The sequence below is a fragment of the Halolamina sp. C58 genome, assembly GCF_051195095.1.
Lineage (GTDB): Archaea > Halobacteriota > Halobacteria > Halobacteriales > Haloferacaceae > Halolamina.
Map to the genome: position 1 here is coordinate 276,729 of NZ_JBNTJY010000002.1, position 23,444 is coordinate 300,172.

Below are 23,444 nucleotides of genomic sequence, written 5' to 3' on the forward strand. Positions count from 1 at the left end.
ATCGGCGGCAACCCACTACCTGCGGTGTAATAGTGACCGAGAGGCCCTTCGACACCGTAGCCATCAGTAGTCGCCGAGCACGCCCAGCCGGCGAGCACGCCGCGTGGTGAGGCCGAAGATAGCGTACCCCAGCGCCAGGTAGCCAACAGAGGTCCCGACGAGCACGACGATCGTCAGTGGGTCGAACTCCCAGAGGCGGACGCCGTCGCGCATGGCCCGCTGGAGCATCGCGCTCCCCTGGGCCAGCGGCAGGAATCGGGCCCACGGGATGTCGAAGACGGGCGCCGAGATGAGGCCGATAAACGCGAACTGGAGGAGGTTGGCCACGTTCGAGATGCGCTTGTAGAGCACGCTCAGGCCGCCCATCACCAGCCCGAGCCCGAGCGCCCCCGCGATGGTCAGCGTCGCCACCGGAAGCACGGTCACGAAGTTGAGGTCGAGCGTCGTCCCGGTGATGAGCAGCATCACGACTAGGACCACCGCGGAGGTCATGAACGTCCGGAAGACGATCGCGATGGATTTGGCGACGACGACCGGCCCGAAGCCGAACGGCGTCATGAAGTGCCGCTCCAGGGTCCCCCAGCTCGCTTCGGACTGGATGTCGTTCATGATGCCCGAGTAGGCGCCGATGGCGAGCGTCCACAGGAAGTAGCCGACGATCAGCCCCTCGATGGAGTCCGAGAACGCCTGGCCCGCGACCATCGTCCCCCCGTAGAACATCAGCGCGAAGAAGAACACGCCCATGAAGATCCCCAGCGCCGCGTTCAGCGGGTAGCGAACCCAGATCAACAGGTCGCGATAGATGACGGCCGTCAGGAGGTGGGAGTACCCCCCGGTTCGCTCGGGGGTGGTGAACCGTGGCGGTCCATCCGCGCCGCTGGCCCCATCGCCCTCGCGTCGGTCGTCGCCCGGAGCAGTCGTCATCGGCGATCACCCCGCTTGCTCGCTGGCGGGCGATCGGCCGGTGACTCTCGGGTCGGCGACGCGTCTTCCTCGCTCGCGCCGTCGGCGTCGGCAGTGCCGTTCGTCATCTCGACGAATACCTCGGCGAGATCCGGCTGGACCGTCTCGACGCTCGCCACATCGAGGCCGTGGGCCTCCATCGCATCGGTCAGGCGGTAGAACGTCGCCGTGTCGGCGGCCACCTCGAAGCGCAGTCGGTCGCCGGCGTGCTGGACGTCGGTGAGGTCGAAGCGGTCCTCGAGATCCGCACGCGCCGTCTCGGACCCGCCGCGGGCGGTGATTCGGTACCCCCGCGTCTCGAACCCCGCCAGCAGGTCCTCGACGGTGTCGTCGACGACCACTCGCCCCTCGTTCATGATCACGACGCGGTCACAGACGTCCTCGATCACGTCCATGTCGTGACTGGATATGACCAGCGTCAGGCCTCGCTCCTCGGCGAGTCTGCGAAGCTCGGTCCGCAGCTTCAGCGAACTCTCAATATCCAACCCGAGGGTGGGTTCGTCGAGGAAGGCGACGGAGATGTCCCCGGCAAGAACGCTCGCCAACGACACCTTCTGCTTCATTCCGCGCGAGAGATCCCGGACTGCCGTGTCGGCTTTCGCTTCGAGGTCGAGGTGTTCCAAGAGTTCCTCGTGACGGTCGGCGACGGCATTCGGATCTTGCCCTCTGATCGCGGCGAAGTACCGGAGGTTCTCCCGGACGGTGAGTCGCCAGTAGTCGTTGCGCGCGCCCTCCAGCATGGCGTCGACGTGCTCGTAGGCCGCTCGCGGGTTGGCGTGGACGTCGATGCCGTGGACGCGTACCGTTCCCGCATCGGGCAGGATCAGCCCGAGGATCGACTTGATCGTCGTCGTCTTGCCTGCGCCGTTCGGCCCGAGTAACCCGACGACCTCACCGGGCTCGACGGCGAGGGAGACATCCTTGACCGCGGTGACGGCATCCTCGCCGCTGCCGAACGTCTTCGCCAGGCCGTCGACGTAGATGGCGGCGTCGTCGGGATCGAGTGCCGGGGGGTCGTCGCTGGCGCTCACGGGCCGTTCGTCGCCGCGCGCCTGGCCGTTGGTGGAGGGCTCGCGTGCCATCGGATAGCAACCGATTCGAGGGTTCGGGTCAAAAGGTTACTGTCGATACTGCTGCTACGCTCCCGGTCAACTACCCCACCCTAAGCACCTTCGGCGCTTTGAGGGTGGGGCTTGTCCGTGAACTCGGCCTCGAACCCTTTCCGGGTGGGCGGTGAATCGGTAAGTAGCACAGCCAGTGAGCAGCGGATCACTCCAAATTCGAGGATAAACTCCTTCTCAATACGAGTGTCTCCAATGCACAGTTGACGATTGTTGTTCCGCCGAAACGACTATTGGTAAGACCAGCGTATTACGTCTATATGTCTGAAGCAGCTACAAACGACGATGACGGAGACGACATTGCCACGGTGAACTTCAAACTCACTGAGTCGTTCCTCGAACAGATAGACGACACGTGGCAGGGGCGGGGGTTCAACAGCCGGAGCGAGTTCATCCGGTACACGCTTCGAGACGCCATCGAGTTCCCGACGTTCGACCGCGATGAACTCGTTGCGCTCCTCGAAGCCGAGGAAGACATCCGTGAGGGTCGGACGACGAACGCCGAGGAGGCCCGCGAGCAGTTCGGCGCGAGCGATGAGTGACGACGGGTGGACGTGGGAACTCTCCTCGACGGCCGAAGACGACCTCGACGGGCTGTCTTCCACCGACCAAGACCGGATACTCGACAAGCTCGATGAAATCGTCTCATCGCCGTGGCGCGACCCGCCGGATTACGGAGAACCGCTCCAAAACAGCCCGTACAAGAAGATACGCGTTGGGGAGTTCGGCGGTGTTCAGATAAGGATGAAGAGTGAGGCGGAACGATTTGTGAGTGGTTCATGCTCGAAATCGCCCGCCTCAACGCTGGTAGCGACTGCTTCGAGTTAGATTTTCTGGAGCGAGAGGCGACACCCGAGCCCGCGATGAAGCTCGGTATCCGACTCTATTTGGCTGGACTATCACTTTCGGATACCATTTCGGTTCTCGATACATTGGGTGTCGAGCGCTGTCGGACGACCGTTCATAACTGGGTGCAGAAGGCCGATCTACAGCCCCTCGACGGTGCGAACCCGGATCACGTCGCGGTTGACGAGACCGTGATCCAACTCAACGACGACCGCTTCTGGCTGTACGCTGCTGTCGATCCCAACACGAACCGCTTGCTGCACGTCAAGCTCTCTCCGACGAGGAATCAAGCGATTACCGAGATGTTCCTCGCCGAACTCCGCGACAAACATCTCGTCGATAACGCAGTCATTCTCGTCGATTCTGCACCGTGGCTGCAAGCAGCTCTCCACCGACACGGCCTCGATTACAGATACGAAAAACACGGTAATCGCAACAGCGTCGAACGTGTCTTCCGAGAACTAAAACGCCGAACCAACCAGTTCTCAAACTGTTTCAGTCACGCCGAAGCAGAGACCGTTGAAAATTGGCTTCAAGCGTTCGCCTTCGCATGGAACCAGCTAATCTGAACACTACCGGAGTTCCGTCTCTCTGTGAGCTTCCGGCAGCGCGACGGGCGGCTCGTCGTCGCACGTATCAAGCGTCGTGGCGGCGCGTACACCGCTGACGACGACTAAGTGTCGGGGCTCGATGTGACGAGAAGCGGATGCGGGATTCGATCGATTTGGCCTCAGTCGTGAGCCAGATTATAGAAAGTACGAGGTGAAAACCCACGGCTTTAGCCGTGGGATGAAACCGACAACTGAGAACCAAACCACGCAACAGTAGCAGGATGACTCCCCAGCGTTTAAGAAATACTAGTGCTTCATATAATGTATGGAGGTGCGGCGTAATGTCCCCGTTGCTCTCGATGTAGACAGTGATGACGCCGCACTCCTCGAAGATACTGTAGACACGTTCTTGTGGTCAGCCCAGTACGTCGTTGATCACGCGTTCGAAGGCGAGTACGTCACCACCAGCAAAACACAATTGGACGACGAAACGTACGACGATGTGCGGGAAGCCACGGATGGATTCAACGGTGGACTGGTGCAAGCCGCTCGGAACAAAGCAGCCGAAGCCTGCAAAAGCGTCGTGGCACGCTGGAAACAGGGGAAGAAAGCCTCAAAACCGACGTTCACCAGCCCACACGTCGTCTACGATCACCGCACCGCCACGTTCCGCGACGACTACGTGAGCCTCGCCACGACAAACGGTCGCATCGAAACTGACTACGTGCTCCCTGACGAGGATAGTGAAACGCCGCACTCAGAGTACCTGTTTTCAGACGAGTACGAAACAACGGGTGCGGAACTCCACTATCACGACGGCGATTGGGTGCTTCACATCCGCTGCAAGAAGGAAGTGGAGTCTGACACGCCGGCACAGGCAACCACTGAGAACGGAACGGTTCTCGGGGTTGACCTCGGCGTGAACAACCTCGCCGTCACATCGACGGGCACGTTCTGGACGGGCGACGATTTCGACCACTGGCGGCGCGAGTACGAGAAACGGCGTGGCGACCTCCAGCACTGCGGAACGCGCTGGGCGCACGAGAATATGCAGTCCGTCGGACGGAAAGAGGAAGGGCGGTTCAAGCTCATGATGCATCGAATCGCCAACGAACTCGTCGCGGAAGCCCGCGAGAACGAGTGTTCGGTAATTGCGTTCGAGGATTTAACCGACATTCGTGAGCGAACTGGTGCGTCGTGGGGGCACAAATGGGCGTTCAACCGCCTCTACGAATATGTCGAATACAAAGCTGCAGAGTACGATATCGACGTAGAGCAGGTTGACCCGGAGAACACCTCTCGGCGGTGTTCACACTGTGGGTTCACGCACCCGGACAACCGTGACGGCGAGGGGTTGGAGTGCTTGAAGTGTGGGTACGAAAACCACGCGGACTACAATGCCGCAAAGAACATCGGATTGCGGTATCTCCGTCGCAACCAAACTGGGGGCGACGGAGGCGCACCCTTGGGCGTGCGCTTGAACAGCGGGACGTTGAACGCGAACGGAGGCTATTCTCCTGCCTCAACTGAGGCCAGAACGGGAGTCCACGCTGAATCCCACGGCTTCAGCCGTGGGTAGCTCAACACGGGCCTACTCATTTTCCATGGCAGCGGAATCGAGTCCGACGGGTCGTCCCTGCTCCCAGTTCACAGCGAGAACGGCGTCTCGAAGCGAGTTGCGTCTGCGCTCAACGACGTCCAGCGGATGTGAATCGATGAAGTCCGCAGGATCGTGCGCGACTGGTGTCGCACCGTCGTTCACCTGCAGATGAACTGGTCCGAGGTCGTCGTGCGTGTCGTCTTGATGCCAGCCGACTAGCAGGCTTCGGTCTGGCTCGATCCAATTGAACCAGTAGTACTCGTGCGGCTCACCAGTCTGCAGTTGAAAGCCGATTTCGATCCGCGCAGCGGCCACCGGATATTCGTCGTCGGTCAAGAACTGCCGCGGGTTCACGTCGGCGACGACCCGGTACGGACCCGCTTCGCGTGGTTCACCGCGTCGTCGACGAACATTGTCGAAATGGCTGCTAAGTCGATCTTGGATGCGATCGTGGAGTCGCTTGCTCTGCAGATTCGCCCGGTTAGCGAGGAAGACAACCATCAGGCGAATGTCGACGGGGAGTCAGTCCGCGGTGACGAGAGCTCGGCAACATCATCATATAGGTGCAGGGCATGCTTCACGAGCCCGAGCTCCGTGTTTATCGCCTCCCACGTGGTGATAACGTTCCGACGCTCACGAAGCTCCGCAGCCGCGAACTCCTCGTTAGCGAGTTGGTTTCGGAACTCGTCGAGTGAACTGACGCCGTACTCCGTCGCCAACTCTTCCTGTTCCTCCGTTAGTTCTGTGAGCTGGCTCTCCAGTTCGTCACGCGAGTGAGCCTCGATCAAGTCCGTCACTTCGTCGAAGAGCATCCGGACCGGGTTCAGGTCGTAGGCCTTCGTCCCGTCGACGGTCGTTTCCGTGACCCAGTCGTCACTCTGCAGTCGCTGGAGTTCGTCGTCGGCTGTCGCGCGCGAGACGTCTGCCCGGTCCGCGATCTCCTGCACCGACGTTGGCTCGTCTAGCAGTTCCACGACGTGCCGGACACGCTCACGGCCACTCATATTCTCCGTCCACGACGCCGAATTCGAGTCAGCCATCGTACGAGCGCTTGCACCGCGTGGTGCAAATAATTTTCCCATGTTCAAATATTCAAACCGGAGTAGCGGTTATCAGGGTAGTGTCCATTCACATCTTCCCGACAACAGGCGATCCAGCAGCAACGAATCTCAAGGCCTCGAGAGAACGTCCCCACCGATGTATCGACGGCAAATGCTGGTCCTGCAGGGCGTCAGTCCCGGACCGGCTGACGAAAATACCGAACTGCCTCTCCCACCCATCTCGGTCGCGAGCCGCGGTTTTTCTGCCCCCGGAATGGGCGAGGGCGTAGAGAGCGTCCTCACGAAGGTGACGCCAAATGAGTCAGAATCAGCAATTCGACGACGACATCTCGGTCGACTCGATCCCGATCGATCTGTCGAACACTCACTCCGGCGACGTTGCCCCGGACGAGGTCCCGGCAGAGATCGAGTCGATCACGCTTGCACTAACCAATGAGCAGCCCCCGACGAACCCGCTCGTCGTTCTCAAGGCGGCTCGATGGTGGTACCTCCACGGCACGGGCGGGACGGATCCCGCGTTCACGTGGGCCATCGAGTGGACTCGGCATCTCGCAACGGGCGAGCCCAGTGACTCTGCACACTTCGACGCGTTCTGCGAGTACCTCGTCACGGTTGGCTTGGCGGACGACCGCCACGAACTCCGGTAACCGCAACTGAGTTTCGAAGACTGCATCGGAATCAGCGGTTTCGGACGTTCCAGACGAGAATCCTCTACTCGTCGTAATTCATATATTGTATGAAGAACGTACACCGAGTGAAGGCATGTCCCGAACTACTGCCACCATCCCGGACGATTTGACCGATCTGATGGACGGGGCCATCAAGGCGGGGATTTTCGAGAACAAGAGCGACGCGATTCGCCACGTTCTCCGGGAGTATTTCGAGGAAAACCAGAGTGCTCGGATCTCGGCCGCAGTGTCGCTATACCAGGAAGAGGAGATAACACTCGGTACTGCCGCGCGACTCGCCGGGATCAACCGGTTCGAGATGCGGGATATACTGCGCGAGGAAGGTGTCGAACTCCGGTTCGGCCCTGAAGATATGGACGCAGCCGAAACGGAAATCGAAGCCGCGCGAAATCTCGAATGACGGCGCCACCAGAAAACGCGACAGTTCTCAATACAACGGCGCTGTCGAATTTTGCCCAAGTTAACGACGTCGAACTGTTGGTCGATCTGCCACGCCTGGTGACGGTGGAAGCTGTTCGGGAAGAGCTCAACGCAGGCGCTAAGACCCACTTGTATCTCGACCACGCACTCGCGGTGCTCGATGAGGAGATCCCCGTGTTCGCCCCGTCCCCGGCGGCGACGGACTTGGAGGAAGAGCTTGTCGAAACATTGGACCCGGGAGAGGCACAGGCGCTCGCCGTCGCGGAAGTTGCTGAGGGGATCGTCGTGACCGATGACGGCGACGCACGTACAACCGCGGCACAGCGGGATGTGGACGTAACCGGCTCAATCGGCCTCTTGGTCCGGTTCGTCGAAAATGATCAGATTACCGCAGAAACAGCCGACGTGTACCTCAAGCGGTGGATCGACGACGCCGGGTTTCGCTCCCCCGCTCGAGACATTGACGCGTTTCTAGAGGACGGATAGAGAGGACCGCAACGGCAGTTTTTCGTCGCCCCTGAGGGGTGCGGCGCGTCCTGTATCGACGGGCACGCCGTGAACGTGATTCGGTAAACACGATGTCCACGACTAGCGACGCGTCGGTCTCCTTCGACGAGGCCGACACACGGCACGACGAGATGCACAGCACGATCGAACAGTGGATCGACGACCTCGTCGCCGGCGTCGACGACGCGCAGGCGAGCGCCGAGTTCCAGGCGTGGCTTGACGTCCAGAGTCGCTTCCACGATTACTCCTCCCGGAACACGCTCCTGATCAAGCGGCAGTGCCCCGAGGCGACGAAGGTCGCCGGCTACCGGACGTGGCAGGCGGAGTTCGACCGGCACGTCACGGAAGGCGAGTCGGCCATCTGGATCTGGGCGCCGATCATCGCCAAGCAGTGCCCCGAGTGCGAGAACTCGCCGAGCTATCACGAAGACAGTGATTGTGAGTACGACGAAACGCCGCCCGAAGAATGGTCCGAGGGCCTGGTCGGGTTCAACCCCGCGCCAGTGTTCGACGTCTCCCAGACTGAGGGCGAACCACTTCCCGACCTCGACACGGCAGCGACCGGGGAGGCCGGCGATCTCGTCGACCGGCTGACTGCCGCCGCTGACGAACTCGGCGTGACGGTCGAAATCGTTCCGGACGCGGAGTGGACCCACGGCGAGGCGAAGGGCATCTGTCAGCAGTTGAACGTCGTCGACGGCCAGCCGCGCGTCGAGATTCGTGATCGGTCGAACGAGGCCGACCTCGCGCGGACGCTGATCCACGAGTACGCCCACGCCCTGCTCCACGGCGACGTCGACGACGACACTGAACGATCCAAGCGGGAAGTCGAGGCCGAAGCAGTTGCCTACGTCGTCGGTCGGTACTGTGGGCTCGATACGAGCGGGTCGGCGTTCTACCTCGCTGCGTGGGAGTCGGACGATCCCGAAGTCGTTCACGACCGGCTCGGGCGGATTAGTCGGACGGCCGAGGAACTCATCGACGTTCTGGAGGGCGAATCCTCGTCCTAACTCCGTTACCAATGGTCTGCCACGTGCAGCCAATATTCGCGAGTATCGGTGCCCTGAACGGCGATCTTGGCTGGTCTGTTCGCGGTCTATGGACTTTGGTCCATAGGCTTATACCGATGGAGGCTGTACCATAGGGTGGCGGATGGCGTCGTACACCACCATCGCGGACTGGCGGGATGTCGAAGCTGGCTACGTCGTTGCTGTGACCATCCGGCAGACGACCGACGAACAGTATCCGTGCGGGTGGAGCTACAGTCTCCACCTTGGAGAAGTCGGTGGCGACGTCATCCTTCGCTACGATAACGCCCACGAACGGACGAAAGGGCACGAACGACACATCCGGGATGATGTCGAATGTATCGAGTTTCCCGGGATGTTGACGCTCTACAACCGATTCAAACGCGAAACCGAGACTATGTCCCCTGTGTCGTGGGAGTGGCCGGAGTAAGACGCCGCCTGGAGGGAGAAATCATGCCCACACTCAAAGTAACCGTCGGCGAACGTGACCGCCTTGACCAGCGCACACGGAGTCGTATCGAGACCGCCCAAGAGGGAGAAGCGCTTGACGATGCCCAGCCGGTGCTAAACTTCGATTCGTACGCAGAATTGAGTCGCCTGCTTAGCCCGAAGAACCTCGAGCTGCTGGAGGCGATTTCGGAACACGAACCCGAAAGCATTCGTGAAGCGGCTGACTTGGTGAATCGAGACTATAAACAAGTCCATCGGAACCTTACGGAACTCGAAGACATCGGCGTCATCGAGTTCAGTGGTGGCGGATCGGGCCAGGCCAAGATCCCGATGCTGACCTATGATGGTCTTGAAATCGACATCCCGTTTGGAAGTCCAAACGGGAATATCGGCGCAGCAGCGCCGTAAGTGCCGTCGCCGGTTACAGGGGTAGGTTTATTCAGTTAGAATAGGTGGCGATGTAATTCGACCTCCGTCGATTGGTCTCTGAACCAATCTCACGACGATCGGGGGCGAGCGTTTCAGACAGACTCGCAACTAGAGGAATATAGAACTATACCAGAGTACTATATTCCTTTGAGTCGTGTGTTTCCACATGACCGACCGAAGTCCGCCAGCGGAGTTCACCGACATCAACGAAGCGGTCGGTGGGGAATGGGAATCCGAAACGACGCCGTATGAACGCATTCGCCACGTTATTGCGCATACGTACAACCCTGCCGCAGCTGATGCGGTCGCCGCCGATGCACTGACAACTCCGAAAACCGCACGAAAACACTTGAACACGCTCGCCGATGAGGGGTTTGTCGAGACGACACCTGGTGAGCAGGGCGGCACGCTCTATCACCGGTCACCCGAATCGCTCGTCGTCGAACAGGCTGCCGACATCCTCGACAACGTCTCGACCGACGAACTCGTCACGCGAATCCACGAGATGCGCGACCAGCTTACCGAGTACCAGGCTGAGTTCGGCGTCGACTCCCCTGAAGAGTTGGCTGTCACTCAGACAAATCAGGCGCTGGCCGAATCCGGGCCCCCACAGAACGAGATCGGTCCAGAGACGATCCGTGAGTGGAAGACGCTCCGGCGGAATCTCGCATTCGCGAACGCTGCCCTCTCAATCAGTAACGCGGAGCAATTCGTCGACGGCGATCGTCGGTCGACTGACACGTAGCGAGTGGAAGCCCATCCTTTTAGGGGTGGGTGTAAGCGACAGGGTGGCTCGAACATCCACCGAGCGAACGATGCCGACCTTGCCACGACGGTAATCCACGAGTACGCACACACCCTGCTCCACGGCGACGTCGACGCCGAGCGATCGAAACGCGAAGTCGACGCCGAAGCCGTTGCCAACGTCCTCGGGCGCTACTGCGGGCTCGACACCAGTGGGTCAACGTTCTACCTCGCTGCGTGGGAGTCGGACGATCCCGAAGTCGTTCGCGACCGGTTCGGGCGAATCAGTCGGACAGCCGAGAAGCTCATCGACGCGCTGGAAGGAACCTAACAGCCAAGTATTAACCAACAGCTGTGCGGCATCTCCCTGGATCGTTGGTTAAGTCTTTTTGAGTACCTGGGTAGCTTTCCCTTCGCGGATCGGGAGAGAGCGTTGACGTCCTCCTACCGCATAATGGGTGGGACTTCCACGCTCTACCGCTATGAGTTCGACGACATCGACGAGCCCGAGGCAGTCCCCCATTTGACCGAACAGAACGGGAGTCACGGACGAAAATGGCGGTTAGCGGTGTTTACTCAGCATTAGTAAAATCACGATTAGTAAAATCGTGATTTAGATATTCGGTAGTATTACGGGTGATGGGGAGCAACGGCCAGTATGGATCAATCGAGTTTCGTGAACCGTGCTGACGAACTCGAGATGCTGGAAACCCGTTTCGAGAGCGGGCAGGCCGAACTGATCGTTGTCTATGGCCGTCGACGCCTGGGGAAGAGTGCGCTCGTCAGGGAAGCGATACAGGACCAGGAAAACGCGGTCTATTGGCAAGCAACTGAGGAAACGCAGGAGGCGCAATTGGCGAACTTCGTTGCGACTGCCAGTGCATCGTTCCCAGTTCTCGACGATATGCAACGGGATTGGGAGACGCTACTCAAAACCCTTGGACAGCAGGACACGGTCGTCGTCCTCGACGAGTTCCCGTATCTGATCGAATCGGACGATAGCTTGCCATCGAAGATCCAGCGGGTCTGGGATCTCCACCTCGAGGAGACGGAGATGACGCTGGTTCTCGTCGGGTCCTCGATCAGCATCATGGAGGACAAAGTTCTCGGTGGCGGCAGCCCGCTGTACGGTCGTCGAACGGGCACGATCGACCTTCCCCCGCTTAGCCTCGCCGATGCAGCGACGTTCTATCCTGAGACAGACCCTGACTCAATCATCCGGTCGTGGGGTGTGTTTGGTGGCACGCCCTTCTATCTCCAGGCGCTCGATCAGTCGGCATCGCTTGTCGAGAACATCCAGTCACAGGTTCTCGCAGAACACGGCGTGTTGCACAACGAGCCGGAGTTCCTCTTGCGGACGGAGTTCGGCATTCGGGAACCACAGACCTACTACACGATACTCAGAGCGATCGCGATGGGAAAGCGTGCAGCGAACGAAATCGCCGACTTCGTCGGCGTCGAATCCAATCGGCTCGGGTCGTATCTGTCGAAGCTCCAGCGTTTACGGCTTGTCGAACGGGATATCCCCATCACAGCGAACCCGAACGCAACTCGAAAAAGCCGATATCGGCTGCAGGAGCCCCTGTTCCGGTTCTGGTTCCGATACGTCTACGGGCAAGAAGCGGAGCTGACACAACTCGGTGAGCAAGCGTACGACCAGCTAGTGGCGCCCACATTCAACGAGTACATGGGGTCGATGTTCGAACAGGTGTGTCAGAACGCACTGCCGTCACTCGTCCCGAAGGTGTACGAAGGAATCGGGTACTGGTGGCACCAGAATCACGAGATCGATGTGCTCGGGCTCGGGAGTAATGGAACACTCGTCGCGGGAGAATGCAAATATACCACTCGAGAGATGACGGAGGGGGATCTTGCCGAGTTGGAGCGAAGTGCTGCACAGGTTCGCTGGTCGCCCAAATCGGGTGACGACCCAGACTACCACTACTGTTGTTTCTGTCGCGCTGGGTTCTCAGACGACCTCCAGCAAGCCGCGACGAGCCGGGATGATATTTCCCTGTTCACACCAGCTGACATCGTCTCATGACGCACGAGAGGGAACCGAGCAGCCGACTCTTAACCAACATCTGTGCGGTATCCCTTGGATTGTTGGTTAATTTTGAGTGCCTGGGTGGCTTTTGCTTCGACATCACGTAGTATCTTCGCTAGAAAGATACGCCATAGTATCAAACTCTGAAATACGATTCTGGAAAGTATTATAGCGCCTCGAGATCCGCGTCGACGTGGTCGTCGGCGACCCAGCTGATGTCGTGTTCCTTTGCGAGCTGGGCGAAGTCCCAGACGGACATCCCGGCCAGCTCAGCCGCCTTGCTAAACGTGATCGACCCCGCCGCGAGTTGCTCAAGTGCCTGTTCGCGACGCCACTCCTCGAGTCCCTCGGAGAGGAGCTTTCGAACCGCCGTACTCCGGTCCAGATTCTCATCCTCGAGATACGCGTCGAGCTCCGCTTCCAGTTCATCGTGGACCCGCACCGAGATCACTCCCATGGTGTATACATTGTACTCGATGTACAAACACTCCGGTGGTCCCCAACTGCACGATACTCCAGCGTTCCGTGCCGGCTCGGTCGGACGGTAGCACCCGTACAGCTACCGTGAGATCGACGTCATGGCCGACGCGTCCCGTATGATTTCCTCAGCCATAGATTCTCGACAGGTCTGTATTGGTTTTCTGTTTTGGCAAAAGAAATAAGTTCCAACTATGTATATTGTTACCGCGTACCGAGACCCAACCAACACACACCCCCCGCCACACACATGATCACCCGCTCAGTCACGATCGAGCCGATCGATGAACTGTACCTCCAGTGGCACGACCACATCAACGCCTCAGCCCTCTATCGGCGTGCACTCCGCGAGGAGATGGCCGTTCGCGGTGTCGACAGCGACGAACTCCGCGACCTCCTGGAGCGGGCCCAAGAGCAAGGGTACACACTGGACGAGATCGCGACGGAAACCAACCGGTTCGCGGATCTGGAAACACTCGTCGCCGACCAGGAGCGCCAGTCACCGACGGCCGACACCACGACGGAGTGATCACGATGGCCCAGCCCACCGCTCCCGATAACCCGGACTCGAGTGCCGACGACGCATCGGCACGGATCTATCGACGCACGCAGCAGGCGGCCCTCATCGTCGTTCTCTTCAGCGTCGTCGCCGTCGACCCCGTCGCCGCCCAAGAGAACGCCGTCTGTAGCGCGGACAACCTGCCCAGCATGATCGAGGGATTCTTCCAACTGACGACGGCGCTGGGGATCATCGGCCTCGTCGTGGTGTGGCAGGCCGACTCCCTGCTCGAGATGTTCACTATCGACCGCGAGCAGAAGGAGCGCTTCAAACGCCACAAGCGCTCTGCGATGAAGTCCGCGGTCGTGCTGGTCGTCCTCGGGCCGCTGTACACCGTCGCCGGCTCGATGATGAGCCTGCCGCTGGCTGAGTGCGTGAATCTCGTCCCCTGGTAGCCACCGACCGCTCCATGCCGCCACGCGTCCCCGTCGTGGTCACCGCCGTGCTCTGCCTCGCCGCCGGAGTCACGGCTGTCGGGACCGCGAACCCCCCAGCGCCGGGGACAGAGGATAACGGCCTCACCGAGAACGAGTCCGCGACGCTGTGGTCGCGTGACGACGATGCCTACATGTCCCAATCCGCGTATCGCCGCCGGTACGGCAAGTCGCGGACGGCGATGCAGCAGCTCGCGAACGGGACGGACATCACCTTCACCCGGCCACCGGCGACGGCGGCGACGTGGACGCGGAACGATTTCGGGGATCTCGAGGCTAGCGGTGCGGACACGTCGATCGCGCCGCAGAATGCCGCTCTTGAGGATGGCGTCTTCATCGCCGACGCCCACGCCACGGTCTTCGCCGTCCAGCCGTCGACGCGCGTCCACGCTGCCCCGAACGAGACAACCCACTACGTGGCGCCGAACGGCACGCTCCGCGGGTCCGTCGACTACCGCGTGCGGGTCCCGGCCAGGAGTACGAACGGGAACCGGACGACCGAGTGGACACTGCAGCGGCACGAGATCGAGTCAGTTCGCCTGTTGCGCGACGGTGAGCCGATCGTCACCCGTGACGGCACACACACGCCAGCACTGGAGTACGCCCTCGACGCCCACGACGAGGTGACGCTGACCCTCGAAGCCGACATCCACGTTCGGCTCCGGGCAGTCACGCGAGGCCCCAACTCGACGGTCGTCAACACCACGACTCGCACGGAGACGGTGACGGTCGCGGACTCGCTCAGCGTCGACGTGTACGATCCCGAGGCCACGGTCTACTACGCTGACTACCCCGGCGGCGACACTGGCGTCGCCGTCTTCCAGATCCAGCCGTGGCAGGGGTACACCCTCAGCGACGACGGCTCCCGACGCGTCCGTGGTGTCTGGCGGTTCTACACCGCCCGTGACACTGGGTGGGACAAGCTCGTCCGGCGAAACGGCACTGCACAGGAGACAGTCACCTCGGACGCGATCCCCGTCTCGGTCCACGCCTATCCCTCGCGGATCGGGCCGCGAGCGGAACCGGTCCGCGACGGCCCGGAGATCCTCGACACGTGGCAGGTGACGAACGCGACCCGGGCGCCGCCGTTGGGGGAGAACATCAACGTCGACGTCGTGAACGGCTCGTACACGGCGAGCCACGGCGTCGCCGTTCGCGCCGGCGACGTCGACCCCGACACGATCCGCGTGGCCGGGATCGTCCGCGGCGTGAACGCCTCGATCACGGAACCCGATAGCGGGTTCGAGCGCCCCCTGTTCCGGAGCAACCTGACGGCGACCGTCGTCGAGCAGACGCGATCGGCGACGACAGTCCGGCTGACGCTGCGGAGTGCGTACTCGGGTGCCCCGGTCGTCCTTGACGACGATGCGGGGCCGCGACCCGGCGTTGGCCCGGCGCGCAACGGCTACATCGCGATCGCCGGCCAGCACGTCGAGACGAACGCCTCGGGCGTCGCGGTCGTGACGCTCGATCAGCCCGGGATCTACACGGCACGGTACCACCCCGGCTCGTGGGTGGACCAGCGCTCGGCCTACGTCGGCGACACGGCGACCGTTCGCTGGCACCCACTGACCACGGTGGACGGCTGGTTCGCACTGCTCGTCGCGCTCGGCTGGCAGTTGCTCCCGTTCGTCGTCGCGCTCTACGCCGGCCGTCGCCTCTTGGCGTTGCTCAGCCCCGCAACCGGATTCTCCGACCGACCATGACCACCACAAACTCCCCGATCGATCGACGTACCGCCCTCCGAACGCTCGCCGCCAGTGCCGTCGTTGGCGTCGGTGGCTGCCTCACGGAGAGAGGACCGCGGTCCGATCCTGGAACGGGATCCGCGACCGATACCGACGGGCCGAGTGACGGGCCGTTCCAAGCTGTCGGCGTCGACGGCACGACGCTGGTCGTCGAACTCGCCGCTGAGACAGCAGTTGCGCAAGTGAACCTCATCAAGCCGAACGGCGAACTGTGGGGGACCCGCGACGTCGCCGCCGGGGCCGAGCAGGTGTCGTTCGTGTTCCGCGGCGCCTACACACCGGGCGAGTACGACGTCGTCGGCGTCGACGGCGAGGAGACGGTCGCGGAAACGTCGCTGGAGATCCGCCCCGAGCTCGAGATCCGTGCAGTCGGGCTGTATCGCAACCATCCGGACAAACCGTGGGAGGAGGTGTACGGGGAATCGAGTTCGGACTCAAACTTCCTGATTAACGGTGAAGCATTCGTGACCGTTGAGAATACGGGAACTGGGCCAGAGAGAATCAATGAGCTGACTTTCACCGGAGACGTTCCAAACCCACTTGATAACCCACGAGGGAGCGGGATTCACGGGAAGGACAATGTCGTTGTTCCAGTAGGAGAGACAGTTGACGTGTTCAGCGGATCATTCCCCTTTGGTTCTGTATCTGAGGAAGGGATGGGTTGCTCGCCAGATGGGAACAGTGGGGAATTCACAGTTACACTTGAAACGGCCGTGAAAGCACCTCCAGTAGCTCAGACGTTCCACGTTCAGTACTCCGGTTCCACGCAGATAGATGACTGCGAAATCAGCATTTCGGAGGAATAGCCATGGTTGACCTGATTGACGTAGTTCTAGAGGGAATTCAGAATTCGGTTGATTGGTTTGTCGGCCTGTTCATGGACGGTTTGCGTTCGGGTTACCGGACTCTATCGGAAGCGATGTTTGGGACACCAACCCCTGAAACGAATGGCCCATTTGTGTTTGGGGATCCGACGAACCAACCCTGGATACAGCTGCAGGACACACTCGTTGGTGGCGAGATCATCGTCATCTCTCTATTACTTCTCGTGATGAGTGTCCAAGGACGACACGCGATTCGGGTGTTCAATATTGGGAGCACGTATGAGGCACAAAAGACGAAGAAGGCTGCCTGGTCTGGTGCGTTCCTAATCATCGTGTGGTACTGGGTCGGAACGCTGGCGCTGTATCTAATCAACGGGTTCACAATCGCACTTCTGCCAGAGTTTACAGTAATCAAGAGCGCGATGACGAGGTTCTTAGAAGCATCTATCACCAACCCCGCCCTCTCCCTCCTCTTCGCGCTCGCCGGCGGCATCTCCATGTGGGCGTTGCAGGCACTCCTCTACATTCGGGAGATCCTGCTCTACGTCTACCTCTACGGGATGCCGATCGCCATCGCCGTCGCCTACGGCAACGTCCCGGTACTCTCACGGATCGGCCACGGGTTCGCGAAACGGTTCGTTCCACTCGCCGTCCTCCCACTGCCGGCGGCGATCGTGTTCAAGGGGTACGACATCGTCTACTCGACGGGTGGCCTCTCGCCCGACACCGCGTTCCTGCAGTATCTCGTCGCCGTCTCCCTCCCCGTCGTCGCCCTCTACGCCACGTGGCAGACGTTCAAGTACGCCACCCCACTGACCGCGAAAGCCCTCAGCGGCGTCACCCATGGCGCGGCCCTCGTCGGTGGCGTCGCCGCCGGCGCGTACGCCGGGAACGCGAGCGTCGCGACGACCGCCGCGCGGTTGGGGCCGAAAGCCGCTGCCGGACAGGCCGTGGCCCAGAAAGCCGCTGCTCGACGTGAGGACAGCAATGGGGATGGAGAGCCCTCCTACCGGCGAACCGAGAACGACCCGAGCGGGAGCGAACCGAACGACGACGACGGGATGGACTTTGACCGCAGGATCAACTAATCCATGGCTTCAGACAACGACGCAGCCCCACGACGCATCATGGACCAGTTCGGCGAGGAGAGCCGGATCCCCTACCTCAACATCGAGGAGGGGGACGTCGGCGTCCTGATCGCGTTCCCGATTGCCGGCCTGTTCCTCGCCAGCCTCACCGGCGTCGAATCACTCGCGCTCCCCCTGATCGCTGCGGGGGCGGGGTTCGGCACGGCGCTCGTCTACGTCACGCCCGAGCACCTGAACGCGTGGACGTGGACGACCGACGTGTATCAGTACCTCAAGCGCCCCCGGTTCACGTTCAGCGCGCCTGCGGATGCCGACGGGACGACGAACGAGACGGAACGCAACGAGGGCGGCCTCGCGAACTACACGCCGTTCACGCCGGACGAGCGAACGCAGGACCTCACCAACATCGAGCGGGCGTGGCCCGGCGCCGGCGCGGTGCAGCGCGCCGACGGGACGATGGAGGCGTTCATCGAGGTCGACCCGGGGAACATGGACTTCGCCATGGCCGAGGACTGGGCTCAGCTGCAGGGGGCCGGCGCGGCGTTCGCGAACAAGGAACTCGACGCGAAGCTGAAGTTCCACGCGACAACCCGGTCGTTTCCGGTGGCACAGCTGACTGAGACGATCGAAGACCGCCTCAACGACGAGGACGTCGAGGCGAACCCGATCTTCCGGGAACTGCTCGAGGAGTACCGCGACACGCGGCCGAAAGAGATGCGTGACCGGGGGATCCAACAGGTACAGTACTACATCGGCGTCGAGGTCTCGCCGCTGGACGTGTACGACCGCTACCGCGAGGAGGCGACGCCGGCCGAGAAACTGACGCAGCTCCCCGTGGTGGGCATCCTGTTCACGCCGTTCGTGACGCGGCGCGAGGACCTCACCGACACCGAGCGACGGGCGCGGATGTTCGACGAACTGGATAGTCGGGTTGCCGACGTGCGAACGGAGTTCATCCAGCAGGCGTCGGGCTGGTCAGCCCGCCGGCTCAGCACGGTCGAACTGTTCGTCCTGAACATGGCGTTCTGGAACGGTCGCGAGGACGACTACGGCGACGCCGAGGCCGTCGTTCGCGACCAGCCGGTCGTCGGCCACTCGCGCCGTGAGGAGGGACAGGATGCATAGCGTGCTCGTCCAGCCGGGCGTTGTGAGTCAGCTCCGAGAGTGGCTTGCGTCGCCGACCACCGTCGAGGGCGCCGCCGTCTATCTGGTGCTCATCGGCGCCGTCGTTGTTGGTGGCACACTCCTTCGGGGTCGGTACGCTGCCGACGACGAGGCGACAGTGGACTTCGCGGAAGTCCTCGACGAGGCGACGCTCGCGGATGGGGAGGCCGAAGGGCAACTCCTCGACGACATCGCGGAGTCCCACAAGACCGCCACGGCGCCCGCCGCCATCGAGTGGGAAACGCGCGCCGCCCGCGTTGGGAAGCAGTGGACGTCGACGCTGTACATTGCCGACTACCCGGACTACCCGAGTGACGGCTACCTCTCCGACCTGTTCGAGCTGACCGACGTGCAGTTCGATCTGACGGCCCACATCACGCCGAAGAATCAGGAGCGAGCGCGGACCGAACTGCAGGAGATCGCCGACGACCTGCAGGTGGACGCCGATCTGGAGCAGAGCGTGCGGAGTTCGTACCTCCAAGAGCGGGCGGACGAAGCGGCGGCGACGTACACGGCCGTCGAGAACGGGGCGCGCGTGTTCGATCAGGGTGTGTTCGTGACGGTGCGTGCCGACGATCGGGAGACGCTGCGGGACGACGTGCAGCAGGTGAAGAGCACGTTGCGCGACGAACCGGCGAACCTCACGCCGAAGACGGCGATCTGCCGGCAGGACGTGGCGCTGCAGTCGGCGGCGCCGATCGGCGCGAACGAGTTCGGGCGGGAATCGATCGCGCTCGGCGGGGCCGTCGGCGCGCTGCTGGCGTCACCGCACAACGCAACGATACTCGAGGAAGGTGGCGTCGAGTTCGGGATGCACAAGGACACGCGGAGTCCGGTCGTCATTGACCCGTTCGCGCGGGACAACGGCTACGCGATGTTCACGGTCGGCGATCCCGGCTCGGGCAAGTCGTTCAGTTCGAAGCAGAACTTCATCCGGTCGATGGAGCAGTCTCGGGATCGCATCGGCGTCATCCTCGAACCGCTGAACGACTGGGCCGGCGTCGCCGAAGCGCTGGACGCGAAGCGGATCACGGTTGGCGGGACGTTGGGGTTGAACCCGCTCGAGATTCGGGAGACGCCCGAGCGTGTGCAGCGTGCGATGGGGGAGGACGCCAGCCCGTTCAACGAGAAGCTCGACGACGCGATGAGTTTCCTCACCAACTTCTTCGCGTTGCGGGGGATTTCGCTGGGTGATCGACGGACGACGTTAGAGCTGGGGCTCGAGCGTGCGTACAAGCGGAAGGGGATCACTGACGACATCTCGACGCACGGGAATCAGAGTCCGACGATCCGGGACATGCTGGACGTGTTCGAGGACATGGTTGAGGATCCCGAGGCGTTCGTGGTTCGGGCTGACGAGGAGGCGGGGAAGATCGAAGAGGATGCGACGTGGTTGCTCGACCAACTGCGGCCGTTCGAGGAGGGCGGGCGCCACGCGAATCTGGGGACGGAGTCCGAGTTCGACATCCGGGACGAGAAGGTGATCTATCTCGATCTCGCCCAGCAGGAGGGAAGTGTGGATAGTGGGACGGCGCTGACGATGCAGTTACTGATCTCGTTGGTGTACGAACGGGCGAAGGTGTCCGAGAAGGAGGTCGTGTTCTACATCGACGAAGCCCGTTACCTCATGCAGGACGCCGCCAGTCTCGCGTTCTTGGAGACGGTGTTTCGACATCACCGCCATCACGATCTGTCGATTCGGCTAGTGACCCAGACCGTCGACGAGTTCTTCGAGCACGCCGAGAGTGAGGCGATTCTTGACCAGTGTGCGGTGAAGCAGTTCCACCGGTTGGACGGGATGGACGAGGCGTGGGCCCAAGAGTTCGGACTGAACTACGCCCAGATGCGGTATGTGCAGGACGCAGTACCGGGGAACGAGGATGCCGGGTTCGCGGAGGCGTTGGTCGGCGTCGATGGGGAATGGCGCGGGATAACGGTGGAGGCGATGCCCAAGGAGAAGGAAGTGATCGATTTCGACCCGGCGGGGGAAGCACCCTCGTCGCTACCCGGCGCCGATAGTGAACAGAGTACGAACGATCGGCGGGGTTCAGCAGACGAGTAGTCGACGACGGATGGATCATGGGAATCCTCGTGAACTTCATTCTGTCTAGCGTTTTCTCGTCGGGTTTTAACCAACAGTTGCTCCATCTGCACCCAAGTGTTGGTTAAGCCTTCCTTCGGTAGTGAGAGGGACTGCTGGCGTCGATATAGCGAGTTCCGCGGGATACGTGAGAGAGAAGTGGCTCAATACTGAATGCGGGTCGGTCGATCCGGCTTGTAGTCGCTTGGATCAGCGCCACCCCACTCCCCGAGGAAGACGATGGCGTCGAGGTTGCCACGGGTAAATCTCGCCTCGTACGACCAGTCGAACCCGTCTTCGATATCGTCGTGGTTCCCCACCCCCATGTCGAATGTTCGCCGGACTAACAGAGTGGTCATCTGGTCGTCTCGGCACTTACTCCTTAGTCCCTCACACCCCACCGTGTCGAGTGTTCCGTCGACAAAGTCGAGCGGTTGTTTCTCTATGGGGGTTTTGTCACTTCACCGACTATAGCTGAGGTTTTACCAGGTGAGCCCCTCATAGGTCAGGCCATCGCGGCGTTCGATGACGCGGCGGCCGTCGACGACGACGGGCTTGTCCATGGCGTCGAACTCGTCGTCGAGTGCGGCAAATTCGTCCCAATCGGTACAGACGAGGCATGCGCTTGCGCCTTCGAGTGCGTGCTCGGGCGAGTCAGAGTACTCGATGTCGGGGAAGTGAGCGCGTATGTTCTCGGCGGCCACGGGGTCGTACGCAGCGACAGTCGCACCACGCTTCTGAAGGCCCTCGATGACGGGAATCGCTCTCGAGTTCCGGACATCGTCGGTTCCAGGCTTGAACGAGAGTCCAAGGACGGCGACACGCTCGCCTGCCACGTCAACGTGATCGTCAAGCAGCGAGAGAAGTCGTTCAGGCTGCCGATCGTTCACGTCGACGGCGGCCTCGAGCACCGCTGGCTCGTAGCCGGCGTCGTTCGCGGCGTGGATGATGGCCTTCGTGTCCTTCGGGAAGCAGCTGCCACCCCACCCGAGGCCACTCCGGAGGAACCGCACGCCGATACGCTCGTCAAGGCCGATGGCGTCGGCGACTTCGTAGGCGTCGACGCCATACTCCTTGCAGATGTTCCCGATATCGTTGATGAGGCTGACTTTGCTCGCGAGGAACGCGTTGTTCGCGTACTTGATCATCTCGGCTTCCTCGACGCCCGTCTCGACGACCGGTATGTCGGAGGACTCAACGAGGGGGGCAAAAACCTCGTAGAGTGCATCGAGTGCTGTGTCGTCGTCTGTTCCGAAGACGACCTTGTCCGGGTTTCGGAAGTCCTTCACAGCTGTCCCCTCTCGGAGGAACTCCGGATTCATCGCGGTATGTAGGTCCTCCCCGAGCTCCTTTCCGGAAGCGTCCGCGAGGATCGGCGCGAGCGTCTCCGCGGTCGTCGTCGGGATAACCGTGCTCTTCGTGACGACAACATGATCGCCGTCCTTCGTGCGGAGGGTGTCACCGAGGGTTTCGGCAGCCGCCTCGATGGTCGACGTATCGATACTACCGTCCTCTCTGGAAGGCGTAGGGAGCGCGAGGAACGTGATGTCTGTCTCGAGTATGTCCTCGTAGTCCGTGGTTGCCGTAAGTGCGTCACCGCCGTGGGTCGCGAGGAGGTCGTCGAGGCCGGGCTCGTGAATCGGCGACCGTCCGTCGTTGATCGCGTCGACGGTTTCCTCGTCGATGTCGACGTTGACAACGTCGTGACCCATGTCGGCGAAACAGGCGGCGATCGTCGTGCCGACGTAGCCGCTCCCGACGATGCTGACGCGCATTACGTGGAAGTTCGCGGGGTAGCGCTTCAGCGTTTGGTTACGAAGTCAATAGACCTAACACCGAGTAGCGGAATCTTCACACAGTATGAAAGCGGTCGTGCTGGCAGCTGGTGAAGGAACGAGGCTTCGTCCACTTACTGAGGACAACCCCAAAGGGATGGTCGAAGTCAACGGCAAGCCGATTCTGACGCACTGTTTCGAGCAGCTTGTAGAGCTCGGTGCGGACGAGCTGGTCGTCGTTGTCGGCTACCGGAAACAGGACATCATCGACCACTACGGTGACGAGTTCGAGGGGATCCCGATCACGTACGCCCACCAGCGCGAACAGAAGGGGCTAGCGCACGCGCTGCTGACCGTCGAGGAGCACATCGATGACGACTTCATGCTCATGCTCGGCGACAACGTCTTCCAGGCGAATCTGGAGGACGTAGTTCGCCGCCAGCAGGAAGATCGCGCCGACGCGGCGTTTCTCGTGGAGGAGGTCGACTGGGACGAAGCGAGTCGGTATGGGGTGTGCGACACGAACAAGTACGGCGAAGTGACGGATGTGGTCGAGAAGCCCGACGATCCGCCGTCGAACCTCGTGATGACCGGGTTCTACACGTTCAGTCCGGCTATCTTCCACGCGTGTCACCTAGTGCAGCCGTCGAACCGTGGCGAGTACGAGATCTCGGAGGCGATCGATCTGTTGATTCAGAGTGGGCGGACGATTGATGCGATCGGTCTGGAAGGGTGGCGGATTGACGTTGGGTATCCCGAGGATCGGGAAGAAGCGGAGGAGCGGCTACAGGAAAAAGAAGTGGAAGCTGCAAATTCGTGAAATCCTCCGTTGTAAATCG

General features: G+C 61.4%; 27 protein-coding genes and 2 pseudogenes. 22 read left to right on the top strand and 7 right to left on the bottom strand.

Features of this window, described 5'->3' with window-relative positions; all coding sequences use genetic code 11:
• Window positions 1–63 precede the first annotated feature (63 nt).
• Entirely contained in the window at window positions 64–924 is an 861-nt protein-coding gene (locus ACQUSM_RS11905; protein WP_435118832.1) for an ABC transporter permease, read from the bottom strand.
• Window positions 921–2,045 carry an ABC transporter ATP-binding protein gene (locus ACQUSM_RS11910; protein ID WP_435118834.1) on the bottom strand — a complete coding sequence of 375 codons (1,125 nt, stop codon included), beginning with the start codon at window positions 2,043–2,045 and terminating at the stop codon, window positions 921–923. Before ACQUSM_RS11910 ends, ACQUSM_RS11905 begins: the two co-directional genes overlap by 4 nt.
• A gap of 299 nt (window positions 2,046–2,344) precedes the next feature.
• On the opposite strand from ACQUSM_RS11910, the gene ACQUSM_RS11915 reads away from it, so the two are divergent.
• From ACQUSM_RS11915 to ACQUSM_RS11935, 5 genes and pseudogenes are all read left to right on the top strand, one after another.
• Complete coding sequence (locus tag ACQUSM_RS11915) at window positions 2,345–2,626, top strand: ribbon-helix-helix domain-containing protein (protein ID WP_435118836.1); 282 nt, start codon at window positions 2,345–2,347, stop codon at window positions 2,624–2,626.
• On the top strand, window positions 2,619–2,912 hold the full coding sequence (locus ACQUSM_RS11920) for a type II toxin-antitoxin system RelE family toxin (RefSeq protein ID WP_435118838.1): 294 nt from the start codon (window positions 2,619–2,621) through the stop codon (window positions 2,910–2,912). Before ACQUSM_RS11915 ends, ACQUSM_RS11920 begins: the two co-directional genes overlap by 8 nt.
• Window positions 2,864–3,499, top strand: coding sequence for an IS6 family transposase (locus tag ACQUSM_RS11925; protein ID WP_435118839.1), 636 nt, complete (start codon window positions 2,864–2,866; stop codon window positions 3,497–3,499). The genes ACQUSM_RS11920 and ACQUSM_RS11925 overlap by 49 nt, the downstream gene beginning before the upstream one ends.
• Window positions 3,500–3,508: 9 nt before the next feature.
• Window positions 3,509–3,607: pseudogene (locus ACQUSM_RS11930) on the top strand (type II toxin-antitoxin system RelE family toxin); the annotation flags it as partial.
• 199 nt (window positions 3,608–3,806) lie between these two features.
• Window positions 3,807–5,060, top strand: coding sequence for an RNA-guided endonuclease InsQ/TnpB family protein (locus ACQUSM_RS11935; protein WP_435118841.1), 1,254 nt, complete (start codon window positions 3,807–3,809; stop codon window positions 5,058–5,060).
• A gap of 12 nt (window positions 5,061–5,072) precedes the next feature.
• On the opposite strand, the gene ACQUSM_RS11940 is transcribed toward ACQUSM_RS11935, so the two are convergent.
• Entirely contained in the window at window positions 5,073–5,582 is a 510-nt protein-coding gene (locus tag ACQUSM_RS11940; protein ID WP_435118843.1) for a hypothetical protein, read from the bottom strand.
• The gene (locus tag ACQUSM_RS11945) at window positions 5,582–6,121 is read right to left on the bottom strand and encodes a winged helix-turn-helix domain-containing protein (protein WP_435118845.1); all 540 of its coding nucleotides are present in this window, start codon (window positions 6,119–6,121) and stop codon (window positions 5,582–5,584) included. Before ACQUSM_RS11945 ends, ACQUSM_RS11940 begins: the two co-directional genes overlap by 1 nt.
• 317 nt (window positions 6,122–6,438) lie before the next feature.
• Here ACQUSM_RS11945 and ACQUSM_RS11950 point away from each other — a divergent pair, with 317 nt between their 5' ends.
• From ACQUSM_RS11950 to ACQUSM_RS11990, 9 genes and pseudogenes are all read left to right on the top strand, one after another.
• Window positions 6,439–6,789: a hypothetical protein gene (locus ACQUSM_RS11950; RefSeq protein ID WP_435118847.1), complete on the top strand. Its 351-nt coding sequence runs from the start codon at window positions 6,439–6,441 to the stop codon at window positions 6,787–6,789.
• A 115-nt stretch (window positions 6,790–6,904) separates the two neighbouring features.
• The gene (locus ACQUSM_RS11955; protein WP_435118848.1) at window positions 6,905–7,231 is read left to right on the top strand and encodes a UPF0175 family protein; all 327 of its coding nucleotides are present in this window, start codon (window positions 6,905–6,907) and stop codon (window positions 7,229–7,231) included.
• A complete protein-coding gene (locus ACQUSM_RS11960; RefSeq protein WP_435118850.1) occupies window positions 7,228–7,737 on the top strand; it encodes a twitching motility protein PilT in 510 nt (169 codons plus the stop codon). Before ACQUSM_RS11955 ends, ACQUSM_RS11960 begins: the two co-directional genes overlap by 4 nt.
• Before the next feature lie 92 nt (window positions 7,738–7,829).
• Window positions 7,830–8,768, top strand: a complete 939-nt coding sequence (locus ACQUSM_RS11965; RefSeq protein ID WP_435118852.1) for an ImmA/IrrE family metallo-endopeptidase — start codon at window positions 7,830–7,832, stop codon at window positions 8,766–8,768.
• Window positions 8,769–8,910: 142 nt separating this feature from the next.
• Window positions 8,911–9,216: a toxin-antitoxin system TumE family protein gene (locus ACQUSM_RS11970; RefSeq protein ID WP_435118854.1), complete on the top strand. Its 306-nt coding sequence runs from the start codon at window positions 8,911–8,913 to the stop codon at window positions 9,214–9,216.
• Window positions 9,217–9,239: 23 nt separating this feature from the next.
• Window positions 9,240–9,644, top strand: coding sequence for a transcriptional regulator (locus ACQUSM_RS11975; protein ID WP_435118856.1), 405 nt, complete (start codon window positions 9,240–9,242; stop codon window positions 9,642–9,644).
• Window positions 9,645–9,831: 187 nt separating this feature from the next.
• On the top strand, window positions 9,832–10,410 hold the full coding sequence (locus tag ACQUSM_RS11980) for a DUF7342 family protein (RefSeq protein WP_435118857.1): 579 nt from the start codon (window positions 9,832–9,834) through the stop codon (window positions 10,408–10,410).
• A gap of 60 nt (window positions 10,411–10,470) precedes the next feature.
• A pseudogene (locus tag ACQUSM_RS11985) lies at window positions 10,471–10,740 on the top strand (DUF955 domain-containing protein); the annotation flags it as partial.
• Window positions 10,741–11,067: 327 nt separating this feature from the next.
• Complete coding sequence (locus tag ACQUSM_RS11990; RefSeq protein WP_435118859.1) at window positions 11,068–12,453, top strand: ATP-binding protein; 1,386 nt, start codon at window positions 11,068–11,070, stop codon at window positions 12,451–12,453.
• Between the two features lie 169 nt (window positions 12,454–12,622).
• On the opposite strand, the gene ACQUSM_RS11995 is transcribed toward ACQUSM_RS11990, so the two are convergent.
• Entirely contained in the window at window positions 12,623–12,913 is a 291-nt protein-coding gene (locus ACQUSM_RS11995) for a UPF0175 family protein (protein WP_435119704.1), read from the bottom strand.
• Window positions 12,914–13,183: 270 nt separating this feature from the next.
• On the opposite strand from ACQUSM_RS11995, the gene ACQUSM_RS12000 reads away from it, so the two are divergent.
• From ACQUSM_RS12000 to ACQUSM_RS12030, 7 genes are read left to right on the top strand one after another with little or no spacing between them, the layout of a single operon-like run.
• Window positions 13,184–13,462 carry a hypothetical protein gene (locus tag ACQUSM_RS12000; RefSeq protein WP_435118861.1) on the top strand — a complete coding sequence of 93 codons (279 nt, stop codon included), beginning with the start codon at window positions 13,184–13,186 and terminating at the stop codon, window positions 13,460–13,462.
• Between the two features lie 5 nt (window positions 13,463–13,467).
• Window positions 13,468–13,887 (top strand): hypothetical protein, encoded by a 420-nt coding sequence (locus ACQUSM_RS12005; protein WP_435118863.1) that lies wholly within the window; start codon window positions 13,468–13,470, stop codon window positions 13,885–13,887.
• Between the two features lie 14 nt (window positions 13,888–13,901).
• Window positions 13,902–15,632 carry a hypothetical protein gene (locus tag ACQUSM_RS12010; RefSeq protein WP_435118865.1) on the top strand — a complete coding sequence of 577 codons (1,731 nt, stop codon included), beginning with the start codon at window positions 13,902–13,904 and terminating at the stop codon, window positions 15,630–15,632.
• On the top strand, window positions 15,629–16,480 hold the full coding sequence (locus ACQUSM_RS12015; protein ID WP_435118867.1) for a hypothetical protein: 852 nt from the start codon (window positions 15,629–15,631) through the stop codon (window positions 16,478–16,480). The genes ACQUSM_RS12010 and ACQUSM_RS12015 overlap by 4 nt, the downstream gene beginning before the upstream one ends.
• A 2-nt stretch (window positions 16,481–16,482) precedes the next feature.
• Entirely contained in the window at window positions 16,483–17,586 is a 1,104-nt protein-coding gene (locus tag ACQUSM_RS12020) for a hypothetical protein (protein ID WP_435118869.1), read from the top strand.
• 3 nt (window positions 17,587–17,589) lie between these two features.
• Window positions 17,590–18,711: a hypothetical protein gene (locus ACQUSM_RS12025; RefSeq protein WP_435118871.1), complete on the top strand. Its 1,122-nt coding sequence runs from the start codon at window positions 17,590–17,592 to the stop codon at window positions 18,709–18,711.
• A complete protein-coding gene (locus ACQUSM_RS12030; protein ID WP_435118873.1) occupies window positions 18,704–20,812 on the top strand; it encodes a VirB4 family type IV secretion system protein in 2,109 nt (702 codons plus the stop codon). The genes ACQUSM_RS12025 and ACQUSM_RS12030 overlap by 8 nt, the downstream gene beginning before the upstream one ends.
• A 182-nt stretch (window positions 20,813–20,994) precedes the next feature.
• Here the strand turns inward: ACQUSM_RS12030 and ACQUSM_RS12035 are convergent, their stop codons facing one another.
• Window positions 20,995–21,189 carry a hypothetical protein gene (locus tag ACQUSM_RS12035; protein WP_435118875.1) on the bottom strand — a complete coding sequence of 65 codons (195 nt, stop codon included), beginning with the start codon at window positions 21,187–21,189 and terminating at the stop codon, window positions 20,995–20,997.
• Window positions 21,190–21,312: 123 nt separating this feature from the next.
• Window positions 21,313–22,605, bottom strand: coding sequence for a UDP-glucose 6-dehydrogenase AglM (gene aglM, locus ACQUSM_RS12040; RefSeq protein WP_435118877.1), 1,293 nt, complete (start codon window positions 22,603–22,605; stop codon window positions 21,313–21,315).
• Between the two features lie 85 nt (window positions 22,606–22,690).
• Here aglM and aglF point away from each other — a divergent pair, with 85 nt between their 5' ends.
• On the top strand, window positions 22,691–23,425 hold the full coding sequence (gene aglF, locus ACQUSM_RS12045; RefSeq protein ID WP_435118879.1) for a UTP--glucose-1-phosphate uridylyltransferase AglF: 735 nt from the start codon (window positions 22,691–22,693) through the stop codon (window positions 23,423–23,425).
• Window positions 23,426–23,444: the final 19 nt, after the last annotated feature.